The following is a 17,025-nucleotide window of genomic DNA, read 5'->3' as shown; positions in this document are numbered from 1 at the left end:
GCGCGTAGCAACGGCATAACCGAGCCGCCTGGAACTGTGCCCCATTCCGAGCGAGACGTGGCACACCCTGCATATGAGACCAACGTTCAAATTAAACAAGCTGGCCCTGCCCATACCCTCTGCCTGTGAACTGCATAGCGAATAACCGCCAAGGCTCTACCTAGACTGCGCGACTTTAACTTTCCAGACTAATGGAGCAGTCGCATGTCAAAACGCTGGATTACAGCTGCAGTCGCCACCGCCATTGTCGGCGGCGTCTTGGGGGTCGTCCTCTCGGCTGACCTTGAGCAGCCCAAGCCAACCCAAGCCGCATCGAACAACAACCAAAACGGTAAATCCCCCACACCCAACGCCAGCCTGGCTGCGCAAGCCCCGGGCCCGGCAGCCAGGCAACACACCAGCGGCGCATCCACCCTGCAGGCCAAACCGCCCGTGGCCACCAGCCGCGCCGCGCAGGCCACGCTCTGGGACGCAAACTCCCTGCAGGAAACCGAGAGCAACGGCATCACCCAGCACCTGACCCAGGTCGACCCGGAGCAACTCAACAACCTGGCGGTCGGTCAGGTGGTCGCGCTGGCACTGCCAGGGCGCAGCAGCCCAACCCGCGCCAGCCTCGGCGAAACCCGCAACACCGCTGGCAGCGCCGTATGGCAAGGCAGCCTGATCGATGGCGATGAAGTGGAAAGCATGACCCTGATCAAGGGCGCGCTGGAAACCCATATCACCGTCGCCACGCTCGACGGCAGCCTGTCGATCATCATCGATAACGCCACCGGCAAGACGGTGATCACCGATGAAAACCAGCTGGTACTGCGGGCCGACCCCAACGACCACCTGCACTACGACCATAAAGAACTGGCCCCGCTGCCACCGCCCGCTCAGGGCTGATCACCTTCTTACCCACATCGCACAAGGAACGCTGATATGAAGAAAGTGCAATGGCTCTCTGCCCTCGCACTGGCCCTGGCCGCCCATAGCGCCCAGGCCAACCCGCAAACCGTCGACATCATGGTGCTCTACACCAAGGACGCGCAGAGCCTGCCCAACGGCCGCGATATCGACGCACGCATCGCCAGCTACATCGAATACACCAACACGGCCTACGCCAAAAGCGGCGTGAATATCCGCCTGCGCCTGGTGCACAAGCAACTGCTCGACTGGGCCAATTACTACGACGTGTCCAGCGCCAACCTCAACAAGTTCACCGACGACGCTCAGGTAAAGCGCCTGCGTGAGCAATACGGCGCCGACGTGGTACAGCTGATCAACCGCACCACCCAGGGCCAGGGTTATGGCGTCTGCGGTATCGCCTGGATGGGCACCGGGGCGAAGAACAGCGACCGTTTCAACAACGGTGCCAAGGAAATGGCCTATGGCCTGACCGGCGTCGACTGCAGCCTCAGCACCTTCGCCCATGAAGCCGGCCACAATATGGGCCTGCGCCACTCCTACGAGCAGGATCAGCAGGAAGGCTACTACAACGCCAACGGCCACAACGGCACCCACGAATGGAGCCGTGGATACGGCGTCCAGGGTCAGTTCAGCACCATCATGGCCTACCCACAGGTCTTCGGCGCACGCCGTCAGGCGCCGGTCTTTTCCAATCCACGGCTGAATGATGCCGACTGCGCCAATCAGCCTTGCGGTATGCCCGATCGCGCCGATGCGGTGCGCGCACTCAACGCCATGGCCGGGCAGATCGCCGCCTTCCGCGCCACCCAGGTGCCGGTCACCACTAACCCCGGTACCGGCAACCCGACCACGCCGCCGGCCGAGCTGCCCTGGTGCAGCAAGCCAGCGCTCAAGGGCCTGGTCAGCAACGGCGAGTTCAACAGCAACGAAGGCTGGCGTGCGCTGTTCGGCCAGGCGCAGCTGAGCCTGGTCAATGTGGCCCTGAACTGCCGTGATAACGCACTGCAAATGGACGCGCAGTCCTTCGATGTACTGGCCACACCGGTCACTGGCCTGACTGCCGGCGCGAAATATCGCCTGAAAGCCAAAGCCATGCTCAAGACCCGCGACAGCCGTGAGAACGTGCGCGTGGCGATCCTGCAGGAAAGCACCGATGGCCGCTTTACCTACAGCGCCGAGCAGACGGTCACTCTGTCCGTAACGGGCAACGAGTTCAGCCGCTTGGAAAAAGCCTTCACCTATACAACGCCAAGCAACGTGCGCAATCTGTATGTGGCGATCTGGAGCGACAGCGGCAGCAGCCTGCTGGTCGATGAGGTCGAACTGCAGGAAGTCCAGGCCGCCGCACCTCCGGTACCACCTGCGCCAACCCAGTTCGGCTGGAACTTCGAGAACGGCATCGGTGGCTGGTCTGGTTTCCATGGCAGTGCCCGCGCCAGCACCTTCGCCAGCGGCAGCCGCCTGGCACTGGAAGCCTATCAGCGTCAGTACGAAGGCGCCGGTGCGAGCGTCAGCCTGCTCGGTAATGTCCAGGCCGGTAATCGCTATCGCGTTTCGGCCGACCTGAGCATTGGCCGCAGCAGTGCGGTCAGCGCCATCGCCTACGCCTACCTGTATGTCGAGGATGGCAATGGCCGTGGCCAGTACCTGCCCCTTGGCCAGCGCACCACCCGTGGTGGCAGCTGGAGCAAGCTGCAGCATGAAGTGCAGCTGCCAGCCGGTACCCTGCGCCGCGTCGACCTGCTAATCCTGGGCACTCAACGTAGCGAGTCGCTGTTTATCGACAACGTCAGCATCGGCAAGCTGTAAACACCCGGCAGCACTCAAACCCATGGCTGCCTCAGCAGTCATGGGTTTTTTCATTAAGGATTCTTTATGTTGCAGCCCAATAATCAAGCCCGGCCAGTCGCCTCGGAGCATCTAATCACGGGCTTGTGCCTGCTGCTTCTGCTGGCCGGCAGCCTCAGCCTGACCTATCAGGGTGCGGCGTTCTGGCGATTACTGCACAGCCCAATCAACCTGGCGCCCGCGCAGCCAGCCCCGGTGCAGCCGGTTATCGATCAGCAGCAGCTAGCAGGACTATTCGGCGTCCCATTACTCGACAGTGGCGGCCCGGCTCCGGCCACCTCCTTGCAACTGACCTTGATGGCCGCCTTCAAACACCCACAAAGCCGCCGCTCCAGCGCCATTATTGGCCAGGACGGTCAGCCTCCTGAGCGCTTTATGGTCGGCGCCACCATCGCCCCAGGCGTCACCCTTGAGAGCGTGCAGCGCCAGCATGTCACCCTGTTCCGCCACGGTCGCCGCGAGAGCCTGCACTTTCCGGACAAACCCAGCCAACCACTTACACCTGCAGCCAACCCCATCGCGACCGGGTTGCTTAGTCAGGCCAGCAGCAGCGTCACCACTCACAGATAACCGTGCAGTTGCCGCATTACGCCTCCCTGGCCATGCTGTTAGAGGCCTCAGTGAAAGGGTTTGATCGCCACCTTGAGCACGCCATCGCGCTGGTGAGCAAAGAGATCGTAGGCCGCAACGATGTCATCCAGCGCATACTGATGCGTCACCAGCGCGCCGAAGTCGACGCGCCCGGCGGCCACCACATTGATCAGCCGGCGCATGCGCTCCTTACCACCCGGGCACAGTGAGGTGACGATCTTGTGGTCACCCAGACCGGCATGGAACGCCGCCAGCGGAATGACCAGATCCGTCGAATAGACCCCCAGGCTGGACAACGTGCCACCTGGCTTGAGCACCCGCAGTGCACTTTCGAAGGTGGACTGCAGGCCCAGCGCCTCGATGGCCGCATCCACACCACGGCCCCCGGTCAGGCGCAGGATTTCCTCGACCACATCGACCTGATTGAAGTTAAGGGTGATGTCCGCGCCCATCTGCCGGGCAATCTGCAAGCGCTGCTCGACGCCATCGACCACGATGATGGTGCTCGCCCCGCGCAGCTTGGCCCCTGCCGTGGCGCACAAGCCAATCGGCCCCTGGGCGAAGACGGCGACTACATCGCCAATCTTGATATTGGCCGCCTCCGCACCGGCAAACCCGGTGGACATGATGTCCGGGCACATCAGCACCTGCTCGTCAGTCAGACCATCGGGAACCGGGGCCAGGTTACCCTGAGCGTCCGGCACCAGTACGTACTCGGCCTGGGTGCCGTCGATGCTGTTGCCGAAACGCCAGCCGCCCATGGGTTTGTAGCCATGACAGCTGCAACCGCCATCCTGAGAGGAATAACCGTCCTGGCTGGCGTAAGAGCTGAAACTCGGGCAGATGGCCCCGGCAATCACCCGCTGCCCCTCCTGATAGCCCTGCACGTTGCTGCCCAGTTTCTCGATGATGCCGACCGGCTCGTGGCCGATGGTCAGCCCCTTGGCCACCGGGTATTCACCCTTGAGGATATGCACATCGGTGCCACAGATGGTCGTGGTGGTCACCCGTATCAACGCATCATTGGGCCCCACGGGCGGGATGGGCTTATCCACCAACTCAATGCGTCCAGGCTCGATAAACACCGCGGCTTTCATCATGCTCATGGTCAGGCTCCTTGCATGCGTTAACACAGAGCCCTTGACTGTAGTCGCTTGATTGCCCGGCCCCTTGTCCGGCATCAATGCCAGGCACAATAAGCGCAAGACTCCAAAGCCTTAAACCCGCGATCGCCAGGCATAAAAAAACCGCCTGCAAGAGGCGGTTTTCCAGTGCGACCGAGGCTCAGTTGCCTTCGCGGCGCAACGCCTGCGGGGTGAAATCGCGCGGCGTCAGCTTGGCGTTGAAGTTGTACATCGGCTCGTTGTTATCCAGGCCGTCAACAAAGTAACGCTTACCCTTGAAGTCGTAGATAGTCTCCAGGGTGCTGCCGAACATCGGTACATCGTAATAGCTGATCGGGTGGCTTTCCTGTACGCCGCTCAGCTCACCGCTCTTGTCGTAGAGGTCGGCGGCGAGGATCTGCCAGCTGTCCTCGTCGATGTAGAAGCGGCGCTTGCCATACGGGTGGCTAAACCCCTTGCGCAGCTCAGCATCGACCACCCAGACACGGTGCAATTCATACCGCAGCAGTTCCGGGTTGACGGTGTTGCTGCGCAGGATGTTGTCGTAGGGGATGCCCTTCTGGTGCACCGCGTAACTGTTGTACGGCACCAGCATTTCCTGCTTGCCCACCAGGGTCCAGTCATACCGGTCCGGCGCGCCATTGTAGGCGTCGACCACATCGGCAGTGGCCATGCCATTGGTGTCCGGCTGCAGGGTGTCGTAGGCCAGCATCGGCAGGCGACGCACGCGACGCTCGCCACGGTTGAAGCGCCAGGCTTTGCGGATCGCCAGCACCTGATCAAGGGTTTCCTGCACCACCAGCGCCGAACCGGCGAGCTTGGCCGGCGCGACCACCTTGTACTTGTAGTAGAACAGGGTGTTGTCCAGGTCCTGCGGGCTAACGCCTTCGCGCCCATAGATGAAGTAGATGTCGCGTTCCAGCTTGAGCAGATTGTAGGCCCCGTTGGCCAGCACCGCGGCCTGGTTGGTGACGAAGCTGATCTGATCGCCACGGTAGCGCATGATGTGGTTCCAGATGGCTTCCTGGCCCGTCTTCGGCAACGGGAAAGGAATCCCGGCCGCTACACCTGCCACGCCGTTACCACCGGAAATCAGCTCGGCATTCAGCGCATTGAAGCGCGTGGCGTCGTAGATACGCTGCGGCGCGGCGGCGCTGCGACGGGTCGGGAACACCCGCAGGGCGTAATCAGGATTTTTTTCCAGCAGCACCTTGAGCCCCGCCGGCAACAGCGCCTGATATTGCGCCAGGTTCTGACTGTTGACCTGATACAGGGGTGCATCGGCGCTGTAAGGGTCAGGGTGGTGCATGCCCGGCTGGTAGTTGGCGGGCGGTTGCGCCAGGCCGCCGTCCCAGGCTGGAATGGTGCCGGCGGCATTGCCCGCACGCTCACCACCCAGCGGCGTCAGGTCCTGGCTCAGACGTGCAGCCTGCGTACTGTCGACTTTGGCCTGTGCCTGCAGCGCGCAGCTTGCCAGCAGCAGAATTGAAAGCGTTCTCAACACAGCGTTCTCCTCGCAGCCCGGCGTGTAGCCGCGCTGCTGTTGTTATGACCCTGGCAACACTGCCTGGGTATATAGGCCGTCTTGGTGAGGAGCCGTCCTGGCGAGCGCCGGATTATTCCGATCTAGTGCGTGCGTCCCTGGGCTTATGGTGGTGCGGCACCGAGAACTCAGTGCCTGAAGCAATCAGTCGATACGCTGGAATTTCAGGTCCCAGACGCCATGTCCCAGACGCTCGCCACGCCGCTCGAACTTGGTGGTCGGACGCTCCGTGGGCCGCGGGACATACTGGCCGTCCTCAGCCTGATTCTGGTAACCGGGCGCGACATTCATCACCTCCAGCATGTACTCGGCGTAAGGCTGCCAATCGGTGGCCATGTGTAACACACCGCCGACCTTGAGCTTCTGTCGCACCAGCTCGGCAAACGCCGGCTGCACGATACGCCGCTTGTTGTGCTTGGCCTTGTGCCAGGGGTCAGGGAAAAACAGCAGCACCCGATCCAGGCTGGCGTCAGCTACGCAGGTGCGCAGTACATCCAGCGCATCACAGCTGTAGACGCGCATATTGCTGAGGTTATGGGTCATCAGGCCATTGAGCAGGGCGCCAACACCCGGGCGGTGTACTTCCACGCCGATAAAGTCCTGCTCAGGCGAGGCGGCGGCCATTTCCAGGGTGGAATGGCCCATGCCGAAGCCGATCTCGAAGGTGCGCGGCGCCGTGCGACCGAACACCTGATCAAAGTCGCGCAGACCATCCTCCAGCTGCAGGCCGAACTTCGGCCAGCCCTGATCGAGGCCGCGTTGCTGGCCTTCAGTCATGCGCCCGGCGCGCATCACGAAACTCTTGATCGCGCGGTGCTTGGAGGTGTCTTCAGCCGGCTCAGGCTGTTGCTGCAATTCGGTCATGCTGTGCTCTTAAAGTGCTTTTACTTAATCAGGCCATCCAGCGGCGACGAGGCGCTGGCATAGAGTTTCTTAGGCATGCGCCCAGCCAGGTAGGCCATGCGCCCGGCGATGATCGCGTGTTTCATCGCTTCGCCCATCAGAATCGGGTTCTGCGCATGGGCAATCGCACTGTTCATCAGCACCGCCTCGCAGCCCAACTCCATAGCGATGGTGGCATCAGACGCGGTGCCGACACCGGCATCGACCAATACCGGCACGGTCGCTTCTTCGAGGATGATACGCAGGTTGTACGGGTTGCAGATGCCCAGCCCGGTGCCGATCAACCCGGCCAGCGGCATCACCGCGATACAGCCCATGGCGGCCAATTCACGGGCGATGATCGGGTCATCGCTGGTGTACACCATCACGTCGAAGCCGTCCTTGACCAGCACTTCGGCGGCCTTGAGGGTTTCGATCACGTTGGGGAACAGGGTCTTCTGGTCAGCCAGCACTTCCAGCTTCACCAGCTTGTGGCCGTCGAGCAGCTCACGGGCCAGGCGACAGGTACGCACGGCCTCGACAGCGTCATAGCAGCCGGCGGTATTCGGCAGGATGGTGTACGTGTCCGGTGAGATCACATCCAGCAGATTCGGCTCGCCCGGGTTCTGCCCGATATTGGTCCGGCGCACCGCCACGGTAACGATCTCGGCACCTGAAGCCTCGATGGCCAGGCGGGTTTCTTCGAGGTCCTTGTACTTGCCGGTACCGACCAGCAGGCGCGACTGGTAGGTACGACCGGCCAGGGTAAAGGGCTTGTCGGTAGGCGCATGGCTCATGGGTAATCCTCGTGAAAGTGGGCAGCTGTCTGAACGCGATAAACCGATGAGCGGGGATCAACCACCGCCAATGGCGTGGACCACTTCAACCTGATCACCCGCGCGCAAGGCGGTGGTGGCGTGCTGGCTGCGCGGCACGATATCCAGATTGAGTTCGACCGCCACGCGCCGTCCGGCCAGGTCCAGACGCGCGATCAACCCGGCAACGGTTTCCCCATCGGGCAATTCGAATGCTTCACCGTTTAACTGAATACGCATGACGACTCGGTCACAACTGAGAAAAGGGCCGGCATTCTAGCCTGATCATGGGCGCCGACCAAGGCTAAAGGCTGCCACTCATCCTGCTTTCTGACTTATGGGTCAGATGGTAGTGCGCGCACCCAGCTTCCAGGCCGCGATACCCAGACAGAGCCAACCGGCGAGAAACGCCACGCCGCCGAAAGGAGTGACCATGCCCAACGCACTGATACCGCTCAAGGTCAGGGCATACAGGCTACCGGAGAACAGCACGATACCCAGAGCAAACAGCGCGCCGGCGCAATTGACCAGCGGTGCCGGCCGCAGCAAGGCCAGCAGACCAACGCCGAACAGCGCCAGCGCGTGAACCAGTTGGTAGTGGGCGCCCGTTTGAAACACCGCGAGATAAGCCGGCGTCAGTTGGTTTTTCAGGCCATGTGCAGCAAAAGCGCCCAAAGCGACACCGGTAAACCCGGTACAGGCAGACAGCAATAACCACAGACGAGCCATGCATCACTCCAGCTATATAAACAGGGCTGGCTATAATGGCCGGCAAACTCATCCCGGCCAAGCACGCATGTTTCGATCCCTCTTCCGTCGACTGCTCACCCTCCTGCTCTGGCTGATGCTCGGTTCGGTTCTGCTGGTGCTGTTATTCCGCTGGGTACCGCCACCCGGCAGCGCACTGATGGTTGAGCGCAAGATCGAGTCATGGCTCATTGATCAGCCCATCGACCTGCAGCGCAGCTGGCGCCCCTGGAGCGAACTGCCGGATGACCTGAAGATGGCGGTGATTGCTGGCGAGGATCAGAAGTTCGCCGAACACTGGGGCTTCGATGTCGCGGCTATCCAGGCCGCTCTGGAGCACAACCAGCAAGGCGGTTCTCTGCGCGGCGCCAGTACCCTCAGCCAGCAAGTGGCGAAGAACCTGTTTCTCTGGTCTGGGCGCAGTTGGCTGCGCAAAGGTATGGAAGTGTGGTTTACCGGCCTGATCGAACTGCTCTGGCCCAAGCAGCGGATTCTTGAGGTGTACCTCAACAGCGTCGAGTGGGGCGACGGCGTGTTTGGTGCCGAAGCGGCGGCACGCCATCATTTCAAGGTCGGCGCGCCCTACCTGTCACGCCAGCAGAGCAGCCTGCTGGCCGCCGTACTGCCCAACCCGCGCGAGTGGAGCGCCAGCCGTCCGAGTGCGCATATCAACCGCCGGGCCAACTGGATTCGTCAGCAGATGCGGCAACTGGGTGGCAGCCACTACCTCAACCGCCTGCGCCCCAGCCGCCCCGACTGGTGGCCGAGCTGGCTGCCGTAATGGTTACAGACATGAAAAAGCCGCACCTGAGTGCGGCTTTTTCTGTGGTGATCTGCCGAGTTGTTACGCGGCAATCGAACCTTTGAGCTTGTTCATCGCGTTCTTCTCCAGCTGACGAATGCGCTCGGCCGATACGTTGTACTTGGCAGCCAGGTCATGCAGCGTGGCTTTCTCTTCAGCCAACCAGCGCTGGTAGAGGATGTCACGGCTGCGCTCATCCAGACCTTCCAGCGCCTCGTGCAGATTGGCGGTGGAACTGTCGCTCCAGTCAGAATCTTCCAGCTGACGCGCCGGGTCGTAGCGATGGTCTTCCAGGTAATGCGCCGGCGACTGGAAGGCGCTTTCGTCGTCCGCCTCAGCAGCTGGATCGAAGGCCATGTCATGGCCGGTCAGGCGGCTTTCCATTTCGCGCACCTCACGTGGCTCAACGCCCAGGCTTTCCGCCACTGCATGCACTTCGTCGTTATTCAGCCAGGCCAGACGCTTCTTCTGGCTGCGCAGGTTGAAGAACAGTTTACGCTGCGCCTTGGTGGTAGCGACCTTGACGATGCGCCAGTTTTTCAGGATGAACTCGTGGATTTCGGCGCGAATCCAATGCACGGCGAACGACACCAGGCGCACACCCATTTCCGGGTTGAAGCGCTTGACCGCCTTCATCAGGCCGACGTTGCCTTCCTGAATCAGGTCCGCCTGGGCCAGGCCATAACCGGAGTAGCTGCGGGCGATATGCACAACAAAACGCAGGTGAGCCAGGACCATTTGCCGGGCGGCTTCGAGGTCTTGTTTGTAGAAGAGACGTTCCGCCAGTTCACGCTCCTGCTCGGGGGTCAACAGCGGGATGCCGTTTACCGCATGCACGTATGCCTCCAGGTTGGCACCCGGAACCAGAGCATGAACAGGTTGCAAAGAAGTGGACATTTGAATCCTCCGACTTACGAATCGTGGGGCAGTCTAGCACTGCTCCTTCGGACTTTATACCGCGGTACAAGTTCCCTTACACATAGTCAATATCAAGCAAAACAATAACTTACTATCTGGGAGCCAGCTCGCTCAAGTGCCTTGCCACGGCAAGCCAGGCGCCAATATAGCCCAACAACACCGCGCCGAGCAGTAGCGACAGACCATCGGCCATCGGCACGCCATCCAGAGCGAAGTCGCTGCCGTACAAACCAGCCAGACGCACCACGGCGTCGTTTAGCCAGTCCAGGCCAAAGGCCAGCAGCAACCAGGCAAATACGCCTGCGCCAATCCCGTACAACGCCCCCATATAAAGAAAGGGCCGCCGCACATAACTGTCGGTGCCGCCGACCAGCTTGATCACTTCAATTTCGGTGCGGCGGTTTTCGATATGCAAGCGAATGGTGTTGCCAATCACCAGCAGCAGCGCCATCACCAACAGCAGGGTCAGGCCGAAGACAAAGCGCTCACCCAACTTGAGCATGGCACTCAGGCGCTCGACCCACAGCAGGTCCAGTTGCGCCTGCTGCACCCGTGGCAACTCGGCCAGGCGCAGGCGCAGGGCCTCCAGGGCGATCTTATCAACCTGTTGCGGCGTCACCACGATCACCCCGGGCAGTGGGTTATCCGGCAATTCCTTGAGCGCTTCACCCAGCCCTGACTGCTGTTGGAACTCGCTCAAGGCCTGTTCACGACTGATCCATTCAGCCTCTTCCACATCGTCCAGCGCTGCAATCTGCTCGCGCAGTGCCTGACCCTGGGCCTCGCTGGCATCAATCTGCAGATAAAGGGAAATCTGTGCAGCGCGCTGCCAGGACACGCCCAGACGCTCGACGTTATCCAACAGCAACGCCAGCCCCATGGGCAGGCTCAAGGCCACGGCCATCACCAGGCAGGTAAAGAAGCTGCCAATCGGCTGCTTACCCAACCGGCGCAGGCTGTCGACCAAGCTGGCGCGGTGGTTCTCCAGCCAGGCATGCAGCTGGTGGGTAAAGCTTGGGCCGTCATCACCCGGCGTTGGTGACTCGGATTTCTTCGGCGCCGCACCGACGCGTTGCGCCGGCTGTGGAGGTGGCATGCGTGTGGCACTCATACAGAAGCCTCCCCATCACCAATCAGACGGCCGCGCTGCAAGGTCAGCATACGGTGGCGCATGCGCGCAATCAGCGCCAGGTCGTGGCTGGCGATCAGCACGGTGGTGCCCAGACGGTTGATGTCTTCAAACACCCCCATAATCTCGGCCGCCAGGCGCGGGTCGAGGTTGCCGGTGGGCTCGTCAGCCAGCAGCAGAGCAGGACGATGCACCACGGCGCGGGCAATGCCGACACGTTGCTGCTGACCGGTGGACAGGTCGCCCGGGAACTGCTCGGCCTTGTCGGCCAGGGACACACGCTCCAGCGCAGTGCGCACGCGGGTGCCGATTTCGTCCTTGGACAGGCCAAGTATCTGCAACGGCAACGCCACGTTATCGAATACGCTGCGATCAAACAGCAGTTGGTGATTCTGGAACACCACACCGATCTGCCGACGCAGGAACGGGATCTGCGCATTGGTGATGTGCGACAGGTCCTGCCCGGCCAGCAGCAACTTGCCGCTGCTCGGCCGCTCCATCGCCAGCAACAGACGCAACAAGGTGCTTTTGCCCGCCCCGGAATGGCCAGTGACGAAGAGGAACTCACCACGGCGCACATGGAAACTCAGTTCGTGCAGCCCGACGTGGCCGTTCGGGTAACGCTTACCGACCTGCTCGAATTTGATCATCCTATTTCTCCGCGAACAGGGCCTGTACGAAGGCTTCGGCCTCAAAAGTACGCAGGTCATCAATGCCCTCGCCCACCCCGATATAACGGATTGGCAAGGCAAACTGTTTGGCCAGAGCAAAGATCACCCCGCCCTTGGCGGTGCCGTCAAGCTTGGTCAACGCCAGGCCAGTGAGGTTGACCGTCTGGTTGAACTGCTTGGCCTGGCTGATGGCGTTCTGTCCGGTGCCAGCGTCCAGCACCAGCAACACTTCGTGCGGCGCGGTGTCATCCAGCTTGCCGATCACCCGACGGACCTTCTTCAGCTCTTCCATCAGGTTGTCTTTAGTGTGCAGACGCCCGGCGGTGTCGGCGATCAGCACGTCCATGCCGCGTGCCTTGGCGGCCTGCACGGCATCGAAAATCACCGAAGCGGAGTCGGCACCGGTGTGCTGGGCGATGACCGCAATCTGGTTGCGCTCGCCCCATACCTGCAACTGTTCCACGGCGGCAGCGCGGAAGGTATCACCAGCGGCGAGCATGACTTTCTTGCCGTCCTGCTGCAGTTTTTTCGCCAACTTACCGATGGTGGTGGTCTTACCCGCACCATTCACGCCAACCACCAGAATCACATAGGGCTGTTTGCTGCTGTCGATCTTCAGCGGCTGTTCGACCGGTTTGAGCAGCGTGGTCAGCTCGTCCTGCAAGGCCTTGTACAGCGCGCCACTGTCAGCCAGTTCCTTGCGCGCGACACGCTTGGTCAGGTTGCCGATAATCGCCGTGGTGGCTTCGACGCCAACGTCGGCGGTCAGCAGGCGGGTTTCCAGGTCTTCGAGCAGGTCATCATCGATGACTTTTTTGCCAAGAAACAGGCTGGCCATGCCTTCGCCAAGGCTGGCGCTGGTTTTCGACAGGCCCTGCTTGAGGCGCTCAAGGAAACCGGTACGGCTCTCCTCAGCGCTTTTAGCCGGCGCTGCGACAGGTTCTACAACAGCAGGTGCGGCCACCGGTGGCTCGACGACCGGCTCAACCACCACTGGCACCTCAACGTGCGCATGCAGGACTTCGCTGCCAGCGTTGATACGGAACCGCGACGGGCGTGGAAGCGCATTGGCTTCAGCGCTCTCAACCTCCGCGTGAGCAGAAGCGGCGACGTGTTCAACAGGTGCGACCGGAGCAGGCTGAGGCTCGACAACGGCCTCGGCGACAACAACCGGTTCTACGACAGGCACAGCAACGTCGCTTAACGGCGTAACGGGCGCAACAGGCGCAACAGGCGGCTCATCAACCGGCGTCGGTTGCGTGTCAGGGTTGGCCGGCGCTTGCGGCTTTTTGCGCAACCAGCCGAACAGGTCTTTCTTCTCGGCTGGCTTCTCGGCAGAGGCCGGCGCAGCAGGCGTGGACTTGTGTTTGTCGTCGTTGGAACCAAACATGGAGGACGGCTATCTCAAAGGTGCGACGCGCAGGCCACAGGCTCTGAAAGCATTACTCACGCGGCATTGAAAGCTGAAGAGTGCACGCGGAAACAATCAGAAGCCTTAGCAGGCGTGGTCGCCAGTAAAACGGATGCGTATCCTAGCACCTCCGCGCCCGCCGACGCTAAGACCAAGCGGGCCCGTCCGACAGGTCGATAACCCATGCCTATGATTGCCCAACGCACCGCAGCCCTGCTGCTCGGCGTACTCTGCCACCCCCTGCTGGCCCTGGCCACAGAAACCCAGCCGACCCACGAATTCAGCCTGGACAATGGCCTCAAGGTCATCGTGCGCGAAGACCATCGCGCTCCGGTGGTGGTCTCCCAGCTCTGGTACAAGGTTGGTTCCAGCTACGAGACGCCCGGCCAGACCGGGCTGTCCCACGCCCTCGAACACATGATGTTCAAGGGCAGCCGCAAGCTCGGCCCCGGCGAAGCCTCGCGCATCCTGCGTGAGCTCGGCGCCGAGGAAAACGCCTTCACCAGCGACGACTACACCGCCTATTACCAGGTGCTGGCACGCGACCGCCTGGCCGTCGCCCTGGAACTGGAAGCCGACCGTCTGGCCAGCCTCAAACTGCCGGCCGATGAGTTCGCCAAGGAAATCGAGGTAATCAAGGAGGAGCGCCGTCTGCGCACCGACGACAAACCGTCGAGTCTGGCCTACGAGCGCTTCAAGGCCATGGCCTACCCCGCCAGCGGTTACCACACGCCGACCATCGGCTGGATGGCCGACCTTGAGCGGATGACCGTCGAGGAGCTGCGCGCCTGGTACGAAGCCTGGTACGCGCCGAACAACGCCACCCTGGTGGTAGTCGGTGACGTCAGCGTCGCCGAGGTGAAGATCCTCGCCGAGCGCTATTTCGGTGCCATTCCCAAGCGCACCGTGCCCACCGCCAAAGCGCCGCGTGAGCTGGCCGCACCGGGCGAACGACGCATCACCCTGCACCTGAAAACCCAGCTGCCGAGCCTGATGATGGGCTTTAACGTGCCTGGCCTGGCCACCGCCGAACAGCCGCGCCAGGTGCATGCCCTGCGTCTGGCTGCCGCCCTGCTCGATGGCGGCTACAGCGCCCGCCTGCCGACCCGCCTGGAGCGCGGCGAGGAACTGGTTTCCGGCGCCTCTGCCTGGTACGACGGTTTCGCCCGTGGCGACAGCCTGTTCATCCTGTCCGCCACACCCAACGTGCAGACCGGCAAGACCCTGGAGCAGGTCGAAGCTGGCCTGTGGCGTGAGCTGGAGGACTTGAAAAACACCCCGCCAAGCGCCGAGGAACTGGCCCGCGTGCGTGCGCAAGTAATCGCCGGCCTGGTCTACGAGCGTGATTCGATCACCAGCCAGGCCACCGCCATCGGCCAGCTGGAAACCGTCGGCCTGTCGTGGCAGCTGATCGACCAGGAGCTGGCCGAACTGGAAGCCGTGACCCCGGCGGATATCCAGAGTGCCGCCAAAACCTTCTTTACCCGCGACCACCTGAGCGTCGCCCATGTTCTGCCTGAGGAGAAGCGCAATGAGTGAGCGCAATGGCCTGCGCTACGGCCTGCTCGGCCTGGCGCTACTGATACTGCTGGCATTGCTGGCCCTGGTGATCAACCGCCCGGATAACAGCACAGAACCGGCTGCTGCCACCGAATCGACCAGCATCGAATCCCTGGCCGCCCTTGGCGATCAGCCACCCAGCCGCCGCGACCTGAATATCCAGACCTGGCACACCGCCGAGGGCGCCAAGGTGCTGTTCGTCGAAGCCCGCGAGCTGCCGATGTTCGACCTGCAACTGACCTTTGCCGCTGGCAGCAGCCATGACGACGGCGTCGCCGGCCTGGCGATGCTGACCAACGCCATGCTCAACGAAGGCGTGCCGGGCAAGGATGTCGGCGCGATTGCCGCCGGCTTCGAAAACCTCGGTGCCAACTTCGGCAACGGCGCGTTCCGCGACATGGCCATCGCCAGCTTGCGCAGCCTCAGCGCGGCGGACAAACGCGAGCCAGCCCTGCAGCTGTTCAATCAGGTGCTCGGCCAGCCGACCTTCCCGGAAGACGCCCTGGCGCGGATCAAAAACCAGCTGCTGGCCGGTTTCGAATACCAGAAGCAGAACCCCGGCAAGCTGGCCAGCCTGGCGCTGTTCGAGCGCCTGTACGGCACGCATCCTTACGCCCACCCGAGCGATGGCACGGCGGAGTCGATTCCGGCCCTCCGCCGTGAGCAGTTGCAGGCCTTCCACGCCAAGGCCTACACCGCCCATAACGCGATTATTGCGCTGGTCGGCGACCTCTCGCGCAGCGACGCCGAAGCGCTGGCCAATCAGGTATCCGCCGCCTTGCCGAAAGGTCCGGCGCTGCCGCGCATCGTCCAGCCGGAAGAACCCAAGCCGGGGCTGCAACATATCGAATTCCCCTCCAACCAGACCCACCTGATGATTGCCCAACTCGGCATCGACCGCCGCGACCCGGACTACGCCGCGCTCTACCTGGGCAACCAGGTGTTCGGCGGCGGTGGCTTCGGCACCCGCTTGATGACCGAAGTGCGCGAGAAGCGCGGCCTGACCTACGGCGTCTACTCCGGTTTCAGTGCCATGCAGGCGCGCGGCCCCTTTATGATCAACTTGCAGACCCGTGCGGAGCTCAGCGACGGCACCCTGCAACTGGTCAAAAGCATGCTCGCCGACTTCATCAACAACGGCCCGACTGCAGAAGAGCTGAACAACGCCAAGCGCGAGCTGGCCGGCAGCTTCCCGCTGTCCACTGCGAGCAATGCCGCCATTGTCGGCCAGCTGGGCTCCATGGGTTTCTATGACCTGCCGCTGACTTACCTGGAAGACTTTATGCGCGACGTCGAAGTGCTGACGGTCGAGCAGGTCAAGGCTGCCATGGCCAAGCACCTCAATCCCGAGGCTCTGGTGATTGTCACCGCCGGCCCAAGCGTGGCGCAGAAAGAACTGCCACCGCCCACCGACCGCCCCGCCGAACAACCTTCTGGCGTCCCGGAGCACTAATGAGCAAGCGACCCAAACCGCCAAAAGCCGCCCCCGTCCATGGTGGCGATGGCCAGCTGCGGATCATCGGCGGGCAATGGCGCTCGCGTCAGTTCAACTTCCCCATGGCCGCCGGTCTGCGGCCGACACCGAACCGCGTGCGCGAAACCCTGTTCAACTGGCTGGCGCCCTATGTCGAGGGTGCCAAGGTGCTCGACCTGTTCGCCGGCAGCGGCGCGCTGTTTCTTGAAGCACTGTCGCGCGGCGCCGGCAGCGCCCTGGCCCTGGACCTCAATCCAGCGGCCATTGCCAACCTGCGCGGCCACCTGCACACGCTGAAATGCGACAACGGCCAACTGCAACAGACTGACGCCCTGCTCTTCCTGCAAAGCCCTGCGGCGACACCGTTCGATCTGGTGTTTCTCGACCCACCGTTCAATCAGAACCTGCTGCTGCCCGCCTGCACCCTTCTCGAGCAGAACGGCTGGCTGGCGGCCGACGCCTGGATCTACACCGAAAGCGAGAACCCGCCTTCCAGCCTGGGCATGCCCGGCAACTGGCGCCTGCACCGCGAACAGAAGGCCGGGCAGGTGTATTACGCGCTGTGGCAGCGCAACTAAAGCCTGCAACAACAGATCGA

17 protein-coding genes are annotated in these 17,025 nt (G+C 62.3%); 7 read left to right on the top strand and 10 right to left on the bottom strand.

Annotated elements, in window-relative coordinates; genetic code table 11:
* Window positions 1–204: 204 nt before the first annotated feature.
* The 3 genes from OU997_RS10275 to OU997_RS10265 all read left to right on the top strand — a co-directional run bounded on the left by OU997_RS10275 (window position 205) and on the right by OU997_RS10265 (window position 3,330).
* Window positions 205–888, top strand: coding sequence for a hypothetical protein (locus tag OU997_RS10275; RefSeq protein WP_108487811.1), 684 nt, complete (start codon window positions 205–207; stop codon window positions 886–888).
* Window positions 889–924: 36 nt separating this feature from the next.
* Entirely contained in the window at window positions 925–2,721 is a 1,797-nt protein-coding gene (locus OU997_RS10270; protein WP_108487812.1) for a zinc-dependent metalloprotease family protein, read from the top strand.
* A 66-nt stretch (window positions 2,722–2,787) separates the two neighbouring features.
* Window positions 2,788–3,330 (top strand): type II secretion system protein N, encoded by a 543-nt coding sequence (locus OU997_RS10265; protein ID WP_267809824.1) that lies wholly within the window; start codon window positions 2,788–2,790, stop codon window positions 3,328–3,330.
* 47 nt (window positions 3,331–3,377) lie between these two features.
* Here OU997_RS10265 and OU997_RS10260 read toward each other — a convergent pair whose 3' ends face one another.
* The 6 genes from OU997_RS10260 to OU997_RS10235 form a co-directional block, all read right to left on the bottom strand.
* Window positions 3,378–4,457 carry an NAD(P)-dependent alcohol dehydrogenase gene (locus tag OU997_RS10260; RefSeq protein ID WP_108487814.1) on the bottom strand — a complete coding sequence of 360 codons (1,080 nt, stop codon included), beginning with the start codon at window positions 4,455–4,457 and terminating at the stop codon, window positions 3,378–3,380.
* A gap of 178 nt (window positions 4,458–4,635) precedes the next feature.
* On the bottom strand, window positions 4,636–5,979 hold the full coding sequence (locus tag OU997_RS10255) for a DUF1329 domain-containing protein (protein ID WP_108487815.1): 1,344 nt from the start codon (window positions 5,977–5,979) through the stop codon (window positions 4,636–4,638).
* A gap of 183 nt (window positions 5,980–6,162) precedes the next feature.
* Window positions 6,163–6,882: a tRNA (guanosine(46)-N7)-methyltransferase TrmB gene (gene trmB / locus OU997_RS10250; RefSeq protein WP_267809823.1), complete on the bottom strand. Its 720-nt coding sequence runs from the start codon at window positions 6,880–6,882 to the stop codon at window positions 6,163–6,165.
* A gap of 20 nt (window positions 6,883–6,902) precedes the next feature.
* The gene (locus OU997_RS10245; protein ID WP_108487817.1) at window positions 6,903–7,697 is read right to left on the bottom strand and encodes a thiazole synthase; all 795 of its coding nucleotides are present in this window, start codon (window positions 7,695–7,697) and stop codon (window positions 6,903–6,905) included.
* A 57-nt stretch (window positions 7,698–7,754) separates the two neighbouring features.
* Window positions 7,755–7,955, bottom strand: coding sequence for a sulfur carrier protein ThiS (gene thiS / locus OU997_RS10240; protein ID WP_108487818.1), 201 nt, complete (start codon window positions 7,953–7,955; stop codon window positions 7,755–7,757).
* A 102-nt stretch (window positions 7,956–8,057) separates the two neighbouring features.
* The gene (locus OU997_RS10235) at window positions 8,058–8,444 is read right to left on the bottom strand and encodes a DUF423 domain-containing protein (protein ID WP_108487819.1); all 387 of its coding nucleotides are present in this window, start codon (window positions 8,442–8,444) and stop codon (window positions 8,058–8,060) included.
* A 67-nt stretch (window positions 8,445–8,511) separates the two neighbouring features.
* On the opposite strand from OU997_RS10235, the gene mtgA reads away from it, so the two are divergent.
* Window positions 8,512–9,243: a monofunctional biosynthetic peptidoglycan transglycosylase gene (mtgA, locus tag OU997_RS10230; protein ID WP_108487820.1), complete on the top strand. Its 732-nt coding sequence runs from the start codon at window positions 8,512–8,514 to the stop codon at window positions 9,241–9,243.
* Between the two features lie 63 nt (window positions 9,244–9,306).
* On the opposite strand, the gene rpoH is transcribed toward mtgA, so the two are convergent.
* The 4 genes from rpoH to ftsY form a co-directional block, all read right to left on the bottom strand.
* Complete coding sequence (gene rpoH, locus OU997_RS10225) at window positions 9,307–10,161, bottom strand: RNA polymerase sigma factor RpoH (RefSeq protein WP_108487821.1); 855 nt, start codon at window positions 10,159–10,161, stop codon at window positions 9,307–9,309.
* A gap of 112 nt (window positions 10,162–10,273) precedes the next feature.
* Window positions 10,274–11,293, bottom strand: a complete 1,020-nt coding sequence (gene ftsX / locus OU997_RS10220; RefSeq protein ID WP_108487822.1) for a permease-like cell division protein FtsX — start codon at window positions 11,291–11,293, stop codon at window positions 10,274–10,276.
* Window positions 11,290–11,961: a cell division ATP-binding protein FtsE gene (gene ftsE, locus OU997_RS10215; RefSeq protein ID WP_233683376.1), complete on the bottom strand. Its 672-nt coding sequence runs from the start codon at window positions 11,959–11,961 to the stop codon at window positions 11,290–11,292. The genes ftsX and ftsE overlap by 4 nt, the downstream gene beginning before the upstream one ends.
* 1 nt (window position 11,962) lies before the next feature.
* A complete protein-coding gene (gene ftsY, locus OU997_RS10210; RefSeq protein WP_267809822.1) occupies window positions 11,963–13,372 on the bottom strand; it encodes a signal recognition particle-docking protein FtsY in 1,410 nt (469 codons plus the stop codon).
* Window positions 13,373–13,576: 204 nt separating this feature from the next.
* Between ftsY and OU997_RS10205 the strand changes: the two genes are divergently transcribed.
* From OU997_RS10205 to rsmD, 3 genes are read left to right on the top strand one after another with little or no spacing between them, the layout of a single operon-like run.
* Window positions 13,577–14,932, top strand: a complete 1,356-nt coding sequence (locus OU997_RS10205; RefSeq protein WP_267809821.1) for a M16 family metallopeptidase — start codon at window positions 13,577–13,579, stop codon at window positions 14,930–14,932.
* Window positions 14,925–16,406, top strand: coding sequence for a M16 family metallopeptidase (locus OU997_RS10200; RefSeq protein WP_267809820.1), 1,482 nt, complete (start codon window positions 14,925–14,927; stop codon window positions 16,404–16,406). The genes OU997_RS10205 and OU997_RS10200 overlap by 8 nt, the downstream gene beginning before the upstream one ends.
* Window positions 16,406–17,005, top strand: coding sequence for a 16S rRNA (guanine(966)-N(2))-methyltransferase RsmD (gene rsmD, locus OU997_RS10195; RefSeq protein WP_267809819.1), 600 nt, complete (start codon window positions 16,406–16,408; stop codon window positions 17,003–17,005). Before OU997_RS10200 ends, rsmD begins: the two co-directional genes overlap by 1 nt.
* Window positions 17,006–17,025 lie beyond the last annotated feature (20 nt).

The organism is Pseudomonas sp. SL4(2022) (assembly GCF_026625725.1).
In the GTDB taxonomy this organism is placed as follows: Bacteria; Pseudomonadota; Gammaproteobacteria; order Pseudomonadales; family Pseudomonadaceae; genus Aquipseudomonas.
The sequence above is the reverse complement of the archived record's forward strand: the minus strand, read 5'-3'. Positions and strand labels throughout refer to the sequence as shown.